The organism is Blastococcus sp. DSM 46786, from assembly GCF_900109665.1.
Classification (GTDB): Bacteria; Actinomycetota; Actinomycetes; order Mycobacteriales; family Geodermatophilaceae; genus Blastococcus; species Blastococcus carthaginiensis.
Genome location: NZ_FOAO01000024.1, coordinates 39428 through 57514, shown reverse-complemented (window position 1 = coordinate 57514; position 18087 = coordinate 39428). Strand labels below are relative to the sequence as shown.

Here is an 18087-nt window from a genome sequence, read left to right as displayed (position 1 = left end):
GGTCCGTTCGAGTTGAGCCTGCGCCGCGCGGCCCGACCACGGGAGGAGAGGATCCGACCGAAGGAGCATCCATGACCGGGCGACTGCGCCGCGTGAAGGTGAGCACCCGTCTGATGACGCTGGTGCTCGTCGCGGTGATCGGGATGGCGACGATCGCCGTGATCGGGGCACTGCAGGTGCGCTCGACGATCGAGGAGGAGCAGCGCAGCCAGGCCCGGGTGGCCGTCGAGGCCGCGCTGGGTGTGATCGCCCACTTCGGCGAGCGGGAGGCGGCGGGCGAGCTGACCCGGGAGGAGGCGCAGGCGGCGGCCGTCGCCGCGGTCCGTGGCCTGCGGTACTCCGGCGAGGAGTACTTCTGGATCAACGACATGACCCCCCGCATGGTCATGCACCCCATCAAGCCGGAGCTCGACGGGCAGGACCTCTCGGCCAACGAGGACCCCGACGGCAAGAAGCTCTTCGTGGAGTTCGTGGAGGTCGTCGAGGCCGAGGGCAGCGGCTTCGTCGACTACCTGTGGCCGAAGCCTGGCGAGGAGGAGCCGCAGCCCAAGGTCTCCTACGTGACCGGCTACGAGCCGTGGGGCTGGGTGGTCGGGTCCGGCATCTACGTCGCCGACCTCGACGGCGCCTTCCGCGCGGAGCTGCTCGTCATGGCGCTCTGGGTCGCACCGGTGTGCCTGCTCATCGTGGCCCTGTCGCTGGTCATCTCCCGCAGCATCAGCCGGCCGCTGCGCACCATGACCGAGGTGCTGAGCACCGGTGACCTGCAGCGCCGGCTCGACGAGGGGGCCGGGAGGACCGAGCTGGACCAGCTCGCCGGCGCGGTGAACACCACGCTGGGGCGGGTCTCCGGCGTCGTGCGCGAGGTCGGCCAGGCATCGCAGCTGCTCGAGGAGGCCGCCCGCACCCTGTCGTCCACCAGCGAGTCGATCGCCGGCACGGCCGATCGTTCGCAGGGCCAGGCCCGGGACGTCACCGAGGCCACCCGCGAGGTGAGCAACGGCATCGAGGCGGTCGCCGCGGGCGCGGAGGAGATGGGCGCATCCATCCGCGAGATCGCGCACAACGCCGCCGAGGCCGCGCGCATCGCCGGCAGCGCGGTGTCCGCGGCGGAGTCGACCTCGGCCACGATCGGCAAGCTGGGGGAGTCCTCGGCGGAGATCGGCAACGTGGTGAAGGTCATCACGAGCATCGCCGAGCAGACGAACCTGCTGGCGCTGAACGCCACGATCGAGGCCGCGCGGGCCGGTGAGGCCGGCAAGGGCTTCGCCGTCGTCGCCAACGAGGTCAAGGAGCTGGCGCAGGAGACGGCGAAGGCCACCGAGGACATCGCCAGGCGGGTCGAGGCCATCCAGACCGACACGGGCAGCGCCGTCCAGGCGATCGGCAGCGTCACCGCGATCATCGCGGAGATCAACGACTACCAGACGACGATCGCCTCCGCCGTCGAGGAGCAGACCGCGACGACGAACGAGATGAGCCGGGCGATCGGGGACGCCGCGGAGAGCGGCCGGTCGATCGCCGGCACCGTCGGCGAGGTGGCCCAGGGTGCTCAGGAGACCTCCGCAGGGGTGGCCGCGATGCAGACCGCGGCGGACGATCTCGTGCGCATGTCCGGTGAGCTGCGGAAGGTGGCCGGGGCGTTCCAGAGCTGACCCGCCGGTAGCCGTGGGCGCGGCGCGGCGCGGCGCGACCGGCCGGTGGCGGTGGGGTCCGACCCCACCGCCACCGGTCGCGTCCGGGCCTCTGCGGTCGCCCCGAGGGGTGAGGACCGGTCGTTCGCCGCGCCCCGGTGCGGGACCTGACCGACGATGTCGCAGAATGCTCAACCAGTCGGCCGGGAAGGTTCCGGTCCGAGGGTGCAGGAGACCGGATGGAGCAGGGAACCGGCGAGGGCGCGGCGACGGTTGCGCCCGACCGTTCCCGTGCCCGCCCGGTGGACACCCTCCCGGGCGTCGCGCACCTCGCCGCGCCGGTCGGCTCCGACGAGGAGCTGCTGGCCGCCGTCCTGCCCTACATCGACGAGGGGCTGCGGGCGGACGACCTGGTCGTCCTCTCCTGCCCCCCGGAGACGGCGGCGCTGGTCACCGGTGCGCTGGGCGAGCGTGCCGGAACGGTCGAGGAGGACACCCGGCTGTGCCTCCTCGGCACGACGGTGCCCGACGCCGTCGCCGCCGGCCGCGACCTGGTGCGGCGGGCGCGGGGCACCGGATCGGGCCGGTTGCGGGTCGCGGGTCAGGTCCGGTTCGGGCCGACACCGCGCGACTGGTGCGAGGGGCTGCGCTACGAGGCCGCCGCGAACCTGCTGCTGGCCGCCCGGCCGGTGTCGGGCCTGTGCCTGCTCGACCGCCGCGAGCTCTCCGCCGAGGTGCTCGCCGGCGTGGCCGCCACGCACCCCTGGGTGCTCACCGGCGGCCGGGTGGTCCCGAGCGGGGCCTTCGAGGACCCTGCCGGCTACGCGCGCCGGCTGCCGGTGCCCCGTGAGCCGCTGGAGGGGCAGGCCCCGGCGCTGGCGGTGGACGACGCCCCGTCGCTCTCCGAGCTGCGCCGGCTCCTGCGGACGGTGATCCAGGCCCGGGTGCCCGATCCCGACCAGGCCGCCGACCTGCACTTCGCCGCCAGCGAGATCGCCAGCAACGCCTTCCGGCACGGGGCCCGCCCCGTGTCGGCCCGCGTGTGGGGCGACGGCGAGCGGCTGGTGTGCGCCATCACCGACCAGGGGCACGGCACCGACGTCCCCTTCCCCGGCTTCCACCCGGCGCACGGCGTGGACCTCGCGAAGGGCGGCATGGGCCTGTGGCTGACCCGCAAGCTCTGGGACCACGTCGACCTGGTCCCGGGGCCGGCCGGCTTCACCGTCCGGCTCAGCTCCCGCCTGCGCTGATGCGCGCCGATCCGTCTGCGCCGCCGGGGCCGTTACGGTGAGCGACGTGGAGGACGCCGTCGACCTGATCCTCGAGCAGTGGGCCCGGGAGCGTCCGGACCTCGACTGCTCGCCGATGGGGATCGTCGGGCGCATCACCCAGCTCCAGCGCGAGGTCCACCTCGCCCAGCGGGCCACGTTCGCCCGGTATGGCCTCGACGCGCCGTCCTTCGACGTGCTGGCGGCCCTGCGGCGGGCGGGCGCGCCCTACCAGCTCACGCCGACCGCCCTCATGCGCACGGCGCTGGTCACCTCCGGCGCGATCACGCAGCGGCTGGACCGGCTGGAGGAGCGGGGCCTGATCACCCGCGAGCGCAGCGAGGCCGACGGCCGGGCCGTCGTCGTCACGCTCACCGACGCGGGGCGCGCGGCGCTGGACGCGGCGCTGCCCGATCACCTGGAGACCGAGCGGCGGCTGCTGGAGGCGCTGCCGTCGGAGGACCGGGAGCAGCTGGCGGCGCTGCTGCGCCGCCTTCTCGTGGGCCTGGGGCGGGTGCCGCAGCAGCCCTGAGCCGCCCGTTCCGTCAGGGCAGCGCGTCCTCCGCCGCCCCCAGCAGGACATGCGAGTCCTTGCCGGTCCGCTTGGCGGCGTACATGGCGGTGTCGGCGCGGTGCAGCAGCTCCTCGGCGGTGCAGCCGGCCGTCCCGAGCGCGCCGCCGATGCTGGCGGTCACGGTCACGGTGATGGTGCGGGTGCCGACCCGGACCGGCGCGCGCAGCGCGGTCAGCAGCCGGTCGGCGACCTCGCGCAGCCGCACGGCATCGGCGTCGGCCAGCAGGAGGGCGAACTCGTCACCGCCCAGCCGCGCGACCACGTCCTCCCCGCGCACGCCGGCGGAGAGCCGGGCGGCGACGGCCAGCAGCAGCTCGTCCCCGGCCGCGTGCCCCAGGGTGTCGTTCACGTCCTTGAAATCGTCGACGTCGACGAAGAGCACCGCCGGCGAGGTGCCCGGTCCGGCGTCGGCGGTCGCGGAGGCGAGCCGCTCGTTGAAGGCGGTCCGGTTGAGCAGCCCGGTCAGGGGGTCGGTGCGCGCCTGGCGCCGCAACTCGTCCTCGAACAGCTTCCGGTCGGTGACCTCGCGGAAGTTCACGACCCAGCCCTCGATGCCGACGGCGTCCACGCGACCGCTGATCCGCATCTCCACCCACCGGGTGCCGCCCGAGCTGTGCTGGACGCGGATGTCGGTGTCCACGACGCCGGAGCCGCCGCCCGGCGAGCGGCCGGCCGCGGCGACAGCAGCCTGCAGGCGCGGCTGGTCGCGGGGATCGGCCAGCGAGATGGCGTCGCGCCCGACGTAGTCCGCCGGGGGGCGGCCGAGGAGCGACTGGACCGCCGGGCTCATGTACGCGACCGATCCCGCGGCGTCGACGATGGCGATGACGTCGGCGGCGTTCTCGAGCAGGATCTGGAGGCGTGCCTCGCCGGCGGCCAGGGCGGCCCGGGCCCGTTCGCGTTCGCGGGTCAGCGCTGCCAGCCGCCACAGCGCCAGCCCGGTGAGCAGCGTGCTGCCCAGGCCCAGGAGGTAGCCGACGCCGCCGTGGCCGATGCTCCACAGGAGCAGCAGCGCCGGGCTGATCAGCAGGGCGGCGCCCAGGCCGAGGACCCGGCTCGACGCGGCCTCCTGCTCGGTTTCGGGGCGTGCGCCCAGGGCGCGGACCGACGGGTGCCGCATGGCGAGCACGAGGGCGGCGATCGCCAGCAGCGGCAGCGGGTCCAGCCAGGGGTTCTCGCGGAGCGGTCCGGCCACCAGGCGTCCGGCGTAGCCGGCGACGGTGAGGACCCCCGCGGCGAGCAGGGCCAGGGAGCTCACCGACCGACGGCCGCGGGCCATGGCCAGCGGGACGCAGACGATGAGGAGCACCACGGTGATCAGCGGCGTGCCGATGCCGGTCTCGAGCAGGTCGGCCGGCACGTCGTGCCGGCCGCCGACGATGGCGAGGACGGCGAGCCCGGCGGCCAGCAGCAAGGTCGCGGTGTCGCCGGTGGCGGCCCAGTCGCGCCGCCGGGGGCCGCGCACGACCGCGATCGCGCCCACCACGACCGCCAGGTAGGCAGCGACGTCGAGACCGGACTCCACGGTGCCGAGCGGCCCCGGGAGCACGCCGGCGAGGGCCGGCGTCTCCACCGCACTGCTGGCGGCGAAGCAGGCCAGCCCCACGCAGAGCGCGCGCCAGGCGGTGGTCAGCGGTGACCGGTGGTCGCGCAGCGCGGTGGCGCCGGCCGCCACGCCGAGCAGGAAGAGCGGCACCTCGGCCGCCGGTCGCCAGGGACCGATCGGCACGACCGTGGACACGAGGAGCGCCACGACCGCGGCCAGCCCGGCGTGGCACCACGCGGCGCGCGCGGTGGCCGGGGCCCGGGAGGGAGAGGTGGTCACCCGATCCCATCGGCCGCCGACCGCGGGTGGGTGATCCGGTTCACCCGCAGGGGGGAGGGCCCCCCCTCAGATCGCGGGGAGGTCCTCGCGGCGGAGGTCGGGGCGCACCCGGACGAAGCGCAGGGGGTGGCGGAACACCCCGGCCTGCAGAGCGGCGTCGGCGCTCACCTCGACGACGGCGCTCGGCTCCACGCGCGTGAGGGGCACGGCCAGGCGGCCGCCGCCGAACCGGCCGGTGCCGATCCGCTCGGGCCAGGGGTGGTCCGGGCCGGCGGGGCGGAGCACGGCGGCCAGCTCGGCGGACTGGGCGGGCGAGAGCGGGCTGCTCCGGCCGACGACGACGAGCTCGCCGTCGCGGTAGCGGCCGGCCACCAGCTGGCTCGGCCGGTCCAGGTCACCGATGACGCCGCCGGCCAGCACCTCGGTCGTCTCCCAGCTCTTGACCTTCAGCCACTCCCGGCGCCCGGGGGCGTAGCGGGTCGCCGCCCCCTTCACGACCAGCCCCTCGACGCCGGCCGGGCGGAAGTCGTCGAACCACCTCCGCGCCTCGGCGGGGTCGGCGGTCACCGGGGAGAGCTGCATCGGCGGGGCCCAGCGGGCGGCCAGCTGCTCGAGGGCGGCGCGGCGCCGGGTGAACGTCCGGCCGCGCAGGTCCTCCCCACCGGCGGCCAGCAGGTCGAAGGCCACGTAGGAGGCGGGCGCGGTGGAGACCTGCGCCGCGATGCGCCCGGCCGAGGTCACCATGCGCTGCTGCAGCAGGCCGAAATCGAGCCGGTCGTCGTGCCAGATGACGACCTCGCCGTCGACCACGGTGCCGGGAGGAACCTGGGCGAGCGCGGCGGCGGCGACGTCGGGGAAGCGGTCGGTGAGGTCGCGCCCCTGCTTGGACCACAGCCGGGTGGCGCTGCGGTCGCGCACGACCACCAGCCGGTAGCCGTCCCACTTGGGCTCGTACCGGCACCCCCCGCTCAGCGCGGCGGGCGACGGGATCTGGCGGACCGGCTTGGCCAGCTCCACGGCGACGGGCCCGGCGAGCTCGGGCGGCAGCGCGGGCAGACCCGGGGCGGACAGGGGCACCGGGACAGCCTGCGGGGAGCCCGGGCGCCGCGCACGCCGGCGGCGGGTCGGCACACCCGTTCGGGGGCCGGTCACCACGCTCCGTCGCCACCCGGGCGCGGGGCGGCCTCTCAGCCGAGAAGCAGCAGCGCGTAGGCCGCCAGCGAGGGCCCGTCGGTGAAGCGGCCGTCGCGGATCATCGCCCGCAGCTCCTGCTCGGGGACGAACGCGGTCACCATGTCGGCCTCGGTCGCCTCCCGCGCGGGAGGGCCGGGCACGAGCCCTGTCGCCAGCCAGACGTCGAACTCCTGCGTGGAGAGCCCCGGCGCCAGGTCGAGGTGGCCGAGGTGGGTCAGCGTGCCGGCGCGCAGCCCCGTCTCCTCGGCGAGCTCCGCCCGGGCGAGCTCCTCGGCCGAGCCCTCCGCGCCCTGGGTCCAGGTGCCCTGCGGGAACTCCCAGGCGCGGCGGCCGAGCGGGTGGCGGTGCTGCTGCACCAGCCAGAAACCGTCCCGCTCGGCGGGCAGCACCAGGGCGAAGTGGGGTTTCTCCACCACGCCGTAGACGCCGCGGGACCCGTCGGCCCGCTCGACGCTGTCCTCCCGCACCCGGATCCACGGGTTGCGGTACACCTCCCGGCTGCTCGTCGTCCGCACGGTGGCGAGCGTGCCAGAGACGTGGACCATGGACGGCGATGACCGAGCGCAAGCCGCCGGGGGTCTCCTTCGAGACCTGGGTGGACACCCAGATCGCGCGTGCCCGGGAGCGCGGTGACTTCGACGGCCTGGACGGCGCCGGCAAGCCGATCGCGGGCCTGGAGCGCGACACCACCGCCTACGACTGGGTCGTGGCCAAGGCCCGGCGCGAGGGCATCGAGACCGCGGAGATGCTGCCCCCCGGCCTCGCCCTGCGCCGGGAGCGCGACGTGCTCCCGCAGCGCGCGGCCCGGCTGGGCACGGAGGAGGCGGTCCGGGCGCTGGCCGAGGACTACAACGCGCGGGTCGAGGCCTTCTGGCGCACCCCGCAGCCCAGCCGGTGGTCGCCGGTGCCGGGGCTGGCCGACGTCGAGGCGCTGGTCGAGGGCTGGCGGCGCGACCGACCCGCCGAGGAGCCGGCTCCCGCCCCGCCCGCGCCCCCCGTGCGCCGGCGCTGGTGGCGCCGGCGCGGCTGAGCGCCGCCGGGCCCGCGGCCTCAGCGCCGGCGCAGGCCGGCGTCGACACCGTCTGGGTGCGGCGGAGGCGCTGCGCGGCCGGGCCGGTGGAGCGGGTGCCGCGGCGTCCGCTCGTGGCGGAACCCGCGTCGGCGGCGTGGGGCCGGGGTAGGGGCCGGATCCGCCGAGGAGGAGGCCGACATGACCGAGGTACCAGGGACCGACCGTGACGAGGCCCGGGAGAACGTGCTCGAGGAGACCCCGATCACCCCGGAGGGCGTCGAGCAGGACACGTCCACCGGGGGTGACGAGGGCCAGGACGGGAACCAGGCCAAGCCGGACGCCGGGACCGCCGATCCCGTGACGTGAGCCGGGCGGGAACCCGTCCCGCGCCGCGACCTGGGCCGGACGGTGTCCCGTGCCGGGCGCAGTCGCTCTCTGCCCCGCTCGACGGGGCAGAGAGCGACTGTCCTCGGGACCCCTGCACGGCTCCGCCGGCTACCCCGGCAGGACGTCGAACTCGTTGAACGCCGCACCGCCGGAGAGGGTGGCGTAGCCGGGCCCGCGGTCGAAGAACGGCTCGTCGCCGGTGCGGGCGCCCCGCAGGGAGGCCCGCAGCTCCTCGGTGGCGGCCAGGTCGGCCTCACCCGACTCGAGGACGACGACGCCGTAGTCCTCCCGGGCGCCGGCGACCGACACCTTCCGCCAGGAGATGTCGCGCAGCACCTCGTCGACCGGCCGGTCCAGCGGGTCGCCCCAGCCGCCGCCGCCCGTCGTCCGAATGCGCACCACGGTGCCGGCCTTCAGCGGCTCGGCGTCGGCGAGCGCGTCGACGTCGTGCTCGTCCGGGCCGCCCGGGTCGACGGTGATCTGGAACGGCCGCCCGGCCTTGCCGCCCTTGACGCCCCAGCAGGCGAGGATCGAGCGGTCGGCGATCGACATGAAGTGGGCGTCGCGCAGCACGCGGATGTGCTTCTCGTAGCCGCAGCCGCCGCGGTAGCGCCCCGGCCCGCCGGAGTCCATCGCCAGCCCCAGCCGCTCGACCCGCAGCGGGAAGCGGCCCTCGGTGAACTCCGTCGGCAGGTTCCGCGAGTCGGGGACGACGTGGATGGTGTCCTCGCCGTCGGCGTAGTAGCGCCCGCCCGAGCCGCCGCCCAGCACCTCGCGCATCAGGTACGGCTCGCCGTCGAAGTCCGTGCCGTAGACGCCGGTGTATCGGATCGTCTCCTGGTCGGCGGGCATGCGGCCGCCGGTGGCCTTCGCCAGCACCCCGGCGAGCACGCCGAGCAGCCGCAGGATGACGAACGTCCGGGCGTTGGTCGGCGCCGGGAAGATCGGGGTGAGCAGCGTGCCCTTCTCCGGGAAGCGCATCTCGATCAGCGGGACGACGCCCTCGTTGACGTCGAGCTGCGCCATGCGCTCCGGCGTCTCGGCCAGGTTGCGCAGGATCGGCGCCAGCCACTTCTTGAGGAAGTTGCCGTCGGCGTAGTCGCCGCAGTGGTTGATCGGTCCCTTGGCCTGCGGGCCGGTGCCGGTGAAGTCGATGACCAGCGGCGTCTCCTCCGAGGAGTCCATGGTCAGCGTGATCCGCTGCCGGTGCAGCTGCGGCTCCTCGACGCCGTCGTGCTCGGCGTAGTCCTCCCAGACGTAGGTGCCGTCGGGGATCTGCGACAGGATCTCCCGCCGGTACACCTCGGTGGAGCTGTCGAGGATCGCGTCGAAGGCGGCCTCCACGGCCTGCACGCCGTACCGCTCGAACAGCTCCCCGAGCCGGCGGGCGCCCGCCAGGCAGGCCGAGCACTCCGCATCGAGGTCGGCCGCGAGCGAGTCGGGCATCCGCGAGTTGCGGGTCATGATCTTCAGCGCGCTCTCGTTGGGCACGCCGCGGTCCCACAGCTTGATCGGGGGGACCATCAGGCCCTCCTCGTACACGCTGGTCGCCGCCGACGGCATCGAGCCCGGCACGGCGCCGCCGATGTCGTCGTGGTGGCCGAACGCCTGGATGAAGGCGACCACCCTCTCGGCGCCGTTCACGTGCGCGAAGACCGGCACGGTGACGCAGAGGTCGGGCAGGTGGCCGATCCCGCCCTCGGAGAGGTAGACGTCGTTGTGGAAGTAGACGTCGCCGGGGTTCATCGAGTCCAGCGGGTAGTCCCGCACGACCGGCTGCACCAGCGCGGAGTACGAGCGGCCGGTGAGCTTGCGCAGCAGCCGGTCGTGGATGCCGGCCCGGAAGTCGTGCGCGTCGCGGATCATCGGGGAGCGGGAGGTGCGGCCGATGGAGGTCTCGACCTCCTTCTCGATCGCGGCCAGCGTGCCGGCGACGATCTCGACGAGCACCGGGTCGGCGGTCGTGGCGTCGGTGAGGCTCATCGGCCGGTCTCCTTCGTGAGCAGCAGGTTTCCGTAGGCGTCCACGGTGGCGGCGAAGCCGGGGTGCACCGGGACGGTGGAGCCGAACTCCTCGACGATCGCCGGGCCGCTGACGACGTCGCCGGGGGCCAGGCGCAGGCGGTCGTAGGTCGGCGTCTCCACCCAGTCGCCTCCGGAGGACGACGACGGCTGCACAGCGTCGAAGAAGACGGGACGGGAGCCCGTGACGGCCCGGTCCGTCCCGCCGTCGGCCGGCGCCAGCTCGACGAGGTCGGGACGCCGGATCGGGCCGATCCCGCTGACCCGCAGGTTCACCCACTCCACGGCCTGGCGCGGGTCGTCGGCGAAGTCGTAGCCGTACAGCTGGCGGTGCGCGGCGTGGAACTCCCGCGCCACCGCCTCGGTGGCCTCGGCGTCGAGCTCGCCGTCGGCGACCGGCACCCGCACCTCGAACGCCTGGCCGACGTAGCGCAGGTCCGCCGTCCGCTGCATGCGCTGCTGGTCGCGGCCGAAGCCCTCGCCGTCCAGGGCGACCTGCGCCTGGGCCTCGAGGTCGGCGTAGACGGCGCGCACCCGGGCCAGGTCCAGGTCGGCGTGCCGGCTGATCACGGTCTGCACGTAGTCGTTGCGGACGTCGACGGTGAGCAGGCCGAAGGCGCTGACGTTGCCCGGGTTCGGCGGCACCAGGGTGCGGGGCAGGCCGAGGATGTCCATGAGCCGGCAGGCCAGCAGCGAGCCCGAGCCGCCGAAGGTGGTCAGCGTGAAGTCCCGGACGTCCAGGCCCTTGGCCACGGTCACCTGGCGCAGCGCGTTGGCCTGGTTCCACGCGGAGATCTCCAGGATCCCGGTGGCCGCCCGCTCGAGGTCCATGTCCAGCTTCGCGCCGAGCTGCTGCAGCCCGTCCCGCGCGGCATCGACCGACAGCGGGATCTCGCCGCCCAGCAGGTGCGGGGGGATCCGGCCGAGGACGACGTGGGCGTCGGTGACGGTCGGCTGGTCGCCGCCGTTCCGGTAGCACATCGGGCCGGGGTCGGCACCGGCCGACTTCGGGCCCACCTTGAGCGTGCCCTCCGGCGAGAGCCAGGCGATGGAGCCGCCGCCCGCGCCCACGGTGACGACGTCGATCATCGGGATCTTGGACGGGTAGTCGCCCACCGAACCCTCGGTGGTGAGCGCGGGCTCCCCGTCGATGACCACCGTGACGTCGGTGGAGGTGCCGCCGCCGTCGCAGGTGAGCACCCGGTCGAACCCGGCGGTGCCCGCGATCAGCGCCGCGCCCAGCGCCCCGGCGGCCGGGCCGGAGAGCATCGTGGTGATCGGCTGGTGCACCACCTCGGCGGCCGAGAGCACGCCGCCGTTGCTCTTCATGACGTAGAACGGCACGCCGGGCGCGATCTCGTCGAGGCGGGTGCGGATGTTGGTGACGTACGCGCCGACCTTCGGCTTCACGGCGGCGTCGACCAGCGTCGTCACCGAGCGCTCGTACTCCCGGTACTCGCGCAGCACCTCGGAGCTGATGCTCACCACGGCGTCGGGGTGCTCCTCGCGGATCACCTCGAGCATCCGGCGCTCGTGCGCGTCGTCGGCGTAGGCGTGCAGGAAGCAGACGCCGACGGTGGTGATGCCGGCGTCGCGGAAGAAGCGGGCGGCGGCGCGGGCGTCGTCCTCGTCGAAGGGGCGCACCTCCGCGCCGGTGTGGTCCAGCCGCCCGCGCACGGTGTGGACCAGGTCGGCCGGGACGATCCGCGGCGGCTTGACCCAGAAGTAGCTGTTGCCGTAGCCGTCGGGCACCGACTGGCGGGCGATCTCGAGCACCGACTCGTAGCCCTCGGTGGTGATGAAGCCCAGGCGGTCCAGCTTGCCCTCGAGCAGCTGGTTGGTGGCCACCGTCGTCCCGTGGCTGACGGCGGTCACCGCCTCGCCGGTCAGGCCCATCAGGTCCAGCACCTTGCGGACGCCGGTGAGGAAACCCTCGGCCGGATCGGCGGGCGTGGACGGCGTCTTGGTGGTGGTCGTCCGCCCGGTCTCCTCGTCCACCGCGACGACGTCGGTGAACGTCCCGCCGGTGTCGATGCCGATGCGGACCCGGCGCTCGCTCATGGGAAGAAACCTTAGCGGTGAGATAACCGGATCGGAAGACTCCCGCCGCCGCGGGTGCGCCCCGCGCGGACCCATGCCTACCGTGGGCCGATGGACACCGCCGACCTGCTCGCGCTGCGGTCCGACGACCGCGCGGCCCTGCTCCTGATCGGCCTGCGGGGCGACTGGTAGCCCTACTGCTGCGCCCAGGCGGTCCGCCTGGCCCCGTCTCTGCCCCGTCTCGCCGCCGCCGGCACCGAGGTCGTGCTCGCCTCGGTCGACCCGCCCGAGGTGCAGCTCGCGTTCGACCGCACCTGGCACGTGCCCTACCGCTGGGTGAGCGATCCCGACGGCTCCCGGCTGGCGAAGCCGCTGGACGCCTGGGACGAGGACGCCTCGATCTTCCGGCCGGTCGTCATCGCGGTCGCCCCCGACGGCCGGGAGGTGTTCCGGGAACTTTCCCGCGACTTCACCGACCGGACGGACGACGAGCCCTTCCTCACCGCGCTGGAGGGGCTGGGCCTGCCCCCGCTCCCCGAGCCCGGGCCGTGGGCCCCGGAGGGCGTCGAGCCCCGGCCGTCGAAGCGGGCGTTCACGCCCGGCTCCTTCATCCCGTACTTCCGCGCCATCAAGTTCAACACCATGGCGCTGGCCGACCGGATGCGCGACGACCGGGACCGCGAGGAGGTCCGCACCGAGAACCGGATGGCCGCCTCCTTCCTGGAGTCGTTCGACCGCTGGCGGGCCGAGCACCCGCCGGAGCGCCAGTAGTCAGCCCGGCGCCCGCCGCGCGCCGGGCTCCTCCGCCGTCGCGGGGAGGCGCTCGGCGCCGGGCACGTCGGAGAACAGCCACGGGTCCAGCCGCTCGGACCTGCGCACCACGCTCACCGCCCCGGTGCGCTCGAGCACGACGCAGCCCACCTCGGCGAGGTCGCGGATGCCGGCCAGCCGGAGCTTCTGCCGCAGCTCGTCCTCGCCGACGTGGGCCGCCCGCAGGTTCTCCCGCAGCGGCACGTCCCCGGCCATGAGCAGCACCGGGGGGCGGTTCAGCAGCCGGTCCACCCAGCGGCTGCGCCGGACCCGCACCAGCGCGATCTGCGTGGTGAAGAGGGTGACGATCGCGACGACCCCGGTGAGCAGGGTCGGGTCGAGCAGCAGCGCGGTCCGGCCGATCACCGCGCCGAGCGCGATGGCGCAGCCGAGGTCGAAGCTGGACATGGTGGCGAGGCTGCGCTGGCCGACCAGCCGGACGCAGAGGATCAGCACCAGGTACATGGACACGGTGGTCAGGACGACGAGGCCGGCCGTCTGCCAGTCGATCCCCAGCTGGTCCCTCATCGGGCCTCCCCGGACGGCGGTGTGGGTCAGCCCCATTCTCGGGGGCGTCCGCCGCCGCGGCTGCGCGCCTCCCGGGGGCAACAGCTCGGCAGGCCAGGCGCCCGGCGCGGTCAGTCGGCGAGCGTGCGCAGGATCCGGGCGAGCGCGGCGCGGTCCTCGGGGCCCAGGCGGGCGAAGAGCTCGGCGGAGTCGGCGGCCCGCGCGCGGCCGATCTCGCCCCGGAGCCGCCGCCCCTCGTCGGTCGGCCGCAGCAGCACCGCCCGGCGGTCGGCGGGGTCGGGCGACCGCTCGACCAGCCCGCGCTCCTGCAGCCCGTCGGCCACCTCGGTCGCCGACCGGGGCGCGATGTGCAGCGCCTCCGCCAGGTCGGAGAGCCGGACGCCCTCGCGCTCGCAGACCACCCGGAGGGCCCGGGCCTGGTGGGGGGAGAGGTCCCAGGGGGCCAGCGCGTCGCGCCACCGGCGGCGCTGGGTGCGGGCCACCCGCATCAGCAGGTCGCCCAGCTCGCCGGTCCGGTCCTCCGCCACGGGGGAATGGTAGCGGCGGTGCTCCGGTTACCGGACAGTGAGGTAACCTCAGCAACCTGGAGGTGGCGACATCAGCGAGACGATGACCGGCGGCGGAGGCCGCGGTGGTGGCGGCGGGGGCAATTCCGGCCGCAGGCCCGACCCGGCCGACCTCGCCCAGCTGGAGCGGTCCCCGGTGCGCTGGGGCCGGGTCGCGGCGCTGTTCCGCCCGTTTCGCGGGCAGCTCGCCGTCGTGGTCGCGCTCATCGTGGCGTCATCGGCCGTGGCGCTGGCCACGCCCTTCCTCATCCGCCTGGTCATCGACGAGGCGATCCCCGAGCAGGACGTGCCGCTGCTGCTGTGGGCGGTCGGCGGGATGCTCGCCGTCACCGTGGTCACGGCCGTCTTCGGCGTCGTGCAGACGTGGATGAGCACGACCGTCGGCCAGCGGGTCATGCACGGCCTGCGGACGGCGGTCTTCACCCACCTGCAGCGCCAGTCCCTCGGCTTCTTCACCCGCACCAAGGGCGGCGAGGTGCAGTCGCGGCTGATGAACGACATCGGCAGCATGCAGTCGGTCGTCACCTCGACCGCCACCTCGTTCGCCTCCAGCGCGACCACGGTCATCGGCACGGCCGTCGCCATGGTGGTGCTGAGCTGGCGGCTGTCACTGCTCTCGCTGATCGTCCTGCCGCCGGCGATCTGGCTGACCCGCCGCGTGGCCCGCATGCGCCGCACGATCACCGCCCAGCGGCAGCGGCACCTCTCCGACCTGCACTCCCAGGTCGAGGAGGGGCTCAGCGTCAGCGGCGTGCTGCTGGGCAAGACCCTCGGCGCGGGGCCGGTGCAGTCGCAGCGCTTCGCCGGCACGTCGGAGTTCCTCGTGGACCTCGAGGTCCGCTCGCAGCTGGCCGGGCGCTGGCGGATGGCCACGATGAGCGTCGTCTTCGCCGGCATCCCGGCGCTGATCTACCTGGCCGCGGGCCTGCCGGCGACGTCGGGCGGCATGACGATCGGCACGCTGGTCGCCTTCACCACGCTGCAGGGCGCGCTCTTCCGCCCGCTCATGCAGCTGCTGGACATCGGCGTCTCGCTCACCGCCTCGATGGCGCTCTTCAGCCGGGTGTTCGAGTACCTCGACCTGCCGGTCGACATCGACGACCCGGCCCACCCCGTGCCGGTCGACCCGGCGCGGGTGCGCGGGGAGGTGCGCTTCGAGCACGTCGGCTTCCGCTACCCCGACGGCGTGCGGCCCGCGCTCGACGACGTCGACGTCACCGTGCCCGCCGGCTCCACCCTGGCGCTGGTGGGCGAGACGGGCTCGGGCAAGAGCACGCTCGCCTCCCTGGTGGCCCGGCTGAACGACCCCACCACCGGGCGGGTGCTGGTCGACGGCGTGGACGTGCGCGACATGCGGCTCGCCGACCTCGCGCGCGTCGTCGGCGTCGTCTCCCAGGAGACGTACCTGCTGCACGGCACGGTGCGGGAGAACCTGCTGCACGCGAAGCCCGACGCCACCGACGCCGAGCTGGTCGACGCCGCCCGCCGCGCCCAGGTGCACCACGTCATCGCGGCGCTGCCCGACGGCTACGACACGGTGGTCGGGGCGCGCGGGCACCGCTTCTCGGGCGGGGAGAAGCAGCGCCTGGCGATCGCCCGCACGCTGCTGCGCGACCCGCGGGTGCTGGTGCTCGACGAGGCGACCAGTGCGCTGGACAACGAGACCGAGCGGGCGGTGCAGGCCGCGCTGGACGAGGCCGCCCGCGGCCGCACGACCATCACCATCGCCCACCGGCTCTCCACCGTGCGCGACGCCGACCGCATCGTCGTCCTGGACGCCGGCCGGGTCGCCGAGCAGGGCGCCCACGAGGAGCTCCTGGCGCTCGGCGGCCGGTACGCCCGGCTGGCCGGCCTCGCCCAGCGGGACGCCGCCCTCGCCGGCTGAGGCTCGCGCCGTCGTCCACGCCGCGCCGCGCCGCCCCGGCCCCGCGGTTCAGTCCAGATCGGCCTGCCAGAGGTCGGGCCCGAAGACCTCGTACTGGATGTCCCTGGCCGGGACGCCCCGGTCGATGAGCGTGCTGCGCACCGCCTGCATGAAGGGCAGCGGGCCGCAGAGGTAATACACGGCACCCCAGGGCAGGTCGACCTGCGAGAGGTCCATCTGGCCGGCGTGCGCCCCGGCGACCGGCATCGAGCACCCGTCGCCCTGCTCGAACCAGACGTGCACCGAGGCGTTGGGCAGCTTGTGGACGTCGCCGACCACCTGCTCCCGCAGCGCCCAGGAGGCCTCGTCGACGTCGGCGTGCCACAGCCGTACGTCCAGGCCGGAACCGGCGTGCGCCAGGTGCGAGAGCATCCCGGCCATCGGCGTGATGCCGATGCCGGCGCTGGCGAAGACCACCGGGCGCCCGGAGTCGTCGAGGACGACGTCGCCGAACGGCACCGACAGCTCGAGCCGGTCGCCGACACCGACCGAGTCGTGCAGCAGGTTCGACACCTCGCCGTCGGGCGTGCCGCCGCCGTGCACCCGCTTGACGGAGAACTGGCGGTGCTCGCCGTCGTCGGCGCGGGTGAGGCTGTACTGCCGCGGCTGGCGGACGCCGTCGGGCATGACAGGGCGCACCGTCACGTACTGGCCGGGCAGCGAGGTCTTCACCAGCCGGTCGTCGACCCGCTTGACCTTGAAGGTGACGACGTCGTCGGTCTCGGGGGTCTTCTCGGTGACCTCCCACTGCCGCCAGACGGTGTCCGGGCGGACGCCCCGGGCGCTGTACAGGCCGCGCTCCTGGTTGATGAGCGCGTTGGCCATCAGCCAGTAGACCTCGTCCCAGGCGGCGGCGACCTCGGGCGTGACGGCGTCGCCGAGGACCTCGACGATCGCCCAGAACAGGTTGTCGTGCACCACCTGGTACTGCTCGGGCGTGATGCCCAGCGAGGTGTGCTTGTGGGCGATGCGGCTCATCAGGTGCTCGGGCAGCCGGTCGGGGTGGTTCACCAGCGCGCTGGCGAACACCGCCACGGAACCGGCGAGCGCGACCTGCTGGGTGCCCTCGGCCTGGTTGCCGCGGTTGAACGTGCCGTCGAACAGCTCGGGGTGCTCCCCGAACAGGTGCGCGTAGAACCGCCGCGCGATCTCCTGGATGTTCTCCGCGACGACCGGCAGCGTGGCCTGGATGACGGGTGCGGACCTGTCGGACAACATGCGGAACTCCTTCCCCCTCGGTTCCCCGTACCAGGGCCACGTTAGGCAACACGGGGTGCCGGGGCAGGTCCGGAACGGTCCCGGGAGGTCACCTCGCGCCGTATGGTCACCGCCCCGGGCGCGGAACCGGTCCGTCCGACGAGCAGCGGGGGTGAGCGCGGGATGCCTGCGCAGGAGGGCGCCGTGCCGTGGAGGGTCGCGGGCCCCGGCCTGCCGGACACCCACCTGGCGTGCGCCTTCGTGCAGGCGGTGGACGCGCTGCTGTGCATCATCGACGCCGAGGGCCGGATCGTGCTCGCCAACCTCGCCCTGCAGCGCTTCACCGGGCTCGACCGCGACGCGCTGCTCGGCCGGCGGTTCGTCGAGGTGTGGGTGATCCCCGGCGACGTGCCCTACGCCGAGGAGGCCGTGCAGCTGGCGATCCGGAGCGGCAAGGCCTACCCGTTGGAGGCCGACTGGGTCGACGCGCACGGTGGCTTCCGGCGGATCACCATGCGCAACACCGTCCTGCGGGACGACGACGGGCAGCCCTGGGCGATCGCCTGCGTGGGCCTCGACGTGACGGAGGAGCGGGCCCGGGAGGCACGGCTGCACGAGAAGACCCGCACCGATCCGCTCACGGGCGTGGCCAACCGCGGGGCCCTGTTCGACGAGCTGGGGCTGCGGTTGAGCACGACCGGTTGCGGGCTGCTCTTCTGCGACCTCGACGAGTTCAAGCGGGTCAACGACCAGTACGGGCACGGCGTGGGCGACCGCCTGCTCGCCGAGGCGGCCACCCGGCTGGTGGAGGTCGCCGGCCCCGAGCACCTCGTGGCGCGCTTCGGTGGCGACGAGTTCGTGATCCTCTGCTCCGTGGCCAGCGAGGCGGCGCTGGCCGACCTGTCGCAGCGCGTCGTCGCCCGGCTGGGCATGCCCTTCCCGGGGCCCGACGCGCCGCTGTCGATCGGGGTGAGCGTCGGGGCGACCATCGGGCGCCCCGGGGAGCCGTCGGACGACGTCATCGCCCGCGCGGACCGCGCCATGTACGGGGCGAAGAGCACGGAGCGGCGGCGGGCGCGGCGGCTGCCCTGACCCGGCGGCGATGAG

At 74.6% G+C, this 18087-nt stretch carries 15 protein-coding genes and 1 pseudogene; 8 read left to right on the top strand and 8 right to left on the bottom strand.

Features of this window, described 5'->3' with window-relative positions:
- The first annotated feature begins 71 nt into the window (after window positions 1-71).
- The 3 genes from BMW62_RS19195 to BMW62_RS19185 all read left to right on the top strand — a co-directional run bounded on the left by BMW62_RS19195 (window position 72) and on the right by BMW62_RS19185 (window position 3434).
- The gene (locus tag BMW62_RS19195; protein ID WP_091934415.1) at window positions 72-1655 is read left to right on the top strand and encodes a methyl-accepting chemotaxis protein; all 1584 of its coding nucleotides are present in this window, start codon (window positions 72-74) and stop codon (window positions 1653-1655) included.
- A gap of 218 nt (window positions 1656-1873) precedes the next feature.
- On the top strand, window positions 1874-2884 hold the full coding sequence (locus tag BMW62_RS19190) for a sensor histidine kinase (protein WP_091934413.1): 1011 nt from the start codon (window positions 1874-1876) through the stop codon (window positions 2882-2884).
- 46 nt (window positions 2885-2930) lie between these two features.
- Window positions 2931-3434, top strand: a complete 504-nt coding sequence (locus tag BMW62_RS19185; RefSeq protein WP_091934505.1) for a MarR family winged helix-turn-helix transcriptional regulator — start codon at window positions 2931-2933, stop codon at window positions 3432-3434.
- A gap of 13 nt (window positions 3435-3447) precedes the next feature.
- Here the strand turns inward: BMW62_RS19185 and BMW62_RS19180 are convergent, their stop codons facing one another.
- From BMW62_RS19180 to BMW62_RS19170, 3 genes are all read right to left on the bottom strand, one after another.
- Window positions 3448-5301, bottom strand: coding sequence for a diguanylate cyclase domain-containing protein (locus tag BMW62_RS19180; protein WP_091934410.1), 1854 nt, complete (start codon window positions 5299-5301; stop codon window positions 3448-3450).
- Between the two features lie 66 nt (window positions 5302-5367).
- On the bottom strand, window positions 5368-6378 hold the full coding sequence (locus BMW62_RS19175; RefSeq protein WP_091934407.1) for an ATP-dependent DNA ligase: 1011 nt from the start codon (window positions 6376-6378) through the stop codon (window positions 5368-5370).
- Between the two features lie 110 nt (window positions 6379-6488).
- Window positions 6489-7010, bottom strand: a complete 522-nt coding sequence (locus tag BMW62_RS19170; RefSeq protein ID WP_091934502.1) for an NUDIX domain-containing protein — start codon at window positions 7008-7010, stop codon at window positions 6489-6491.
- A gap of 38 nt (window positions 7011-7048) precedes the next feature.
- Here BMW62_RS19170 and BMW62_RS19165 point away from each other — a divergent pair, with 38 nt between their 5' ends.
- Window positions 7049-7525, top strand: a complete 477-nt coding sequence (locus BMW62_RS19165) for a DnaJ family domain-containing protein (protein ID WP_091934404.1) — start codon at window positions 7049-7051, stop codon at window positions 7523-7525.
- A 180-nt stretch (window positions 7526-7705) separates the two neighbouring features.
- The gene (locus BMW62_RS22790; RefSeq protein ID WP_170852468.1) at window positions 7706-7873 is read left to right on the top strand and encodes a hypothetical protein; all 168 of its coding nucleotides are present in this window, start codon (window positions 7706-7708) and stop codon (window positions 7871-7873) included.
- Window positions 7874-8002: 129 nt separating this feature from the next.
- Here the strand turns inward: BMW62_RS22790 and BMW62_RS19160 are convergent, their stop codons facing one another.
- On the bottom strand, window positions 8003-9877 hold the full coding sequence (locus BMW62_RS19160) for a hydantoinase B/oxoprolinase family protein (RefSeq protein WP_091934401.1): 1875 nt from the start codon (window positions 9875-9877) through the stop codon (window positions 8003-8005).
- Window positions 9874-11976, bottom strand: coding sequence for a hydantoinase/oxoprolinase family protein (locus BMW62_RS19155; RefSeq protein ID WP_091934398.1), 2103 nt, complete (start codon window positions 11974-11976; stop codon window positions 9874-9876). Before BMW62_RS19155 ends, BMW62_RS19160 begins: the two co-directional genes overlap by 4 nt.
- A gap of 183 nt (window positions 11977-12159) precedes the next feature.
- Here BMW62_RS19155 and BMW62_RS19150 point away from each other — a divergent pair.
- Window positions 12160-12726 (top strand): annotated as a pseudogene (locus BMW62_RS19150) (hypothetical protein); the annotation flags it as partial.
- On the opposite strand, the gene BMW62_RS19145 reads toward BMW62_RS19150, so the two are convergent.
- Together BMW62_RS19145 and BMW62_RS19140 are read right to left on the bottom strand one after the other, a co-directional pair.
- On the bottom strand, window positions 12727-13293 hold the full coding sequence (locus BMW62_RS19145; protein WP_139206312.1) for a DUF421 domain-containing protein: 567 nt from the start codon (window positions 13291-13293) through the stop codon (window positions 12727-12729).
- A gap of 110 nt (window positions 13294-13403) precedes the next feature.
- Window positions 13404-13820, bottom strand: coding sequence for a MarR family winged helix-turn-helix transcriptional regulator (locus BMW62_RS19140; RefSeq protein ID WP_211435198.1), 417 nt, complete (start codon window positions 13818-13820; stop codon window positions 13404-13406).
- 82 nt (window positions 13821-13902) lie between these two features.
- On the opposite strand from BMW62_RS19140, the gene BMW62_RS19135 reads away from it, so the two are divergent.
- The gene (locus BMW62_RS19135; RefSeq protein WP_091934389.1) at window positions 13903-15744 is read left to right on the top strand and encodes an ABC transporter ATP-binding protein; all 1842 of its coding nucleotides are present in this window, start codon (window positions 13903-13905) and stop codon (window positions 15742-15744) included.
- 48 nt (window positions 15745-15792) lie between these two features.
- Here the strand turns inward: BMW62_RS19135 and BMW62_RS19130 are convergent, their stop codons facing one another.
- Window positions 15793-17001 (bottom strand): globin domain-containing protein, encoded by a 1209-nt coding sequence (locus tag BMW62_RS19130; protein WP_091934386.1) that lies wholly within the window; start codon window positions 16999-17001, stop codon window positions 15793-15795.
- 183 nt (window positions 17002-17184) lie between these two features.
- On the opposite strand from BMW62_RS19130, the gene BMW62_RS19125 reads away from it, so the two are divergent.
- Complete coding sequence (locus BMW62_RS19125; protein WP_244524161.1) at window positions 17185-18072, top strand: GGDEF domain-containing protein; 888 nt, start codon at window positions 17185-17187, stop codon at window positions 18070-18072.
- The last annotated feature ends 15 nt before the right edge of the window (window positions 18073-18087 follow it).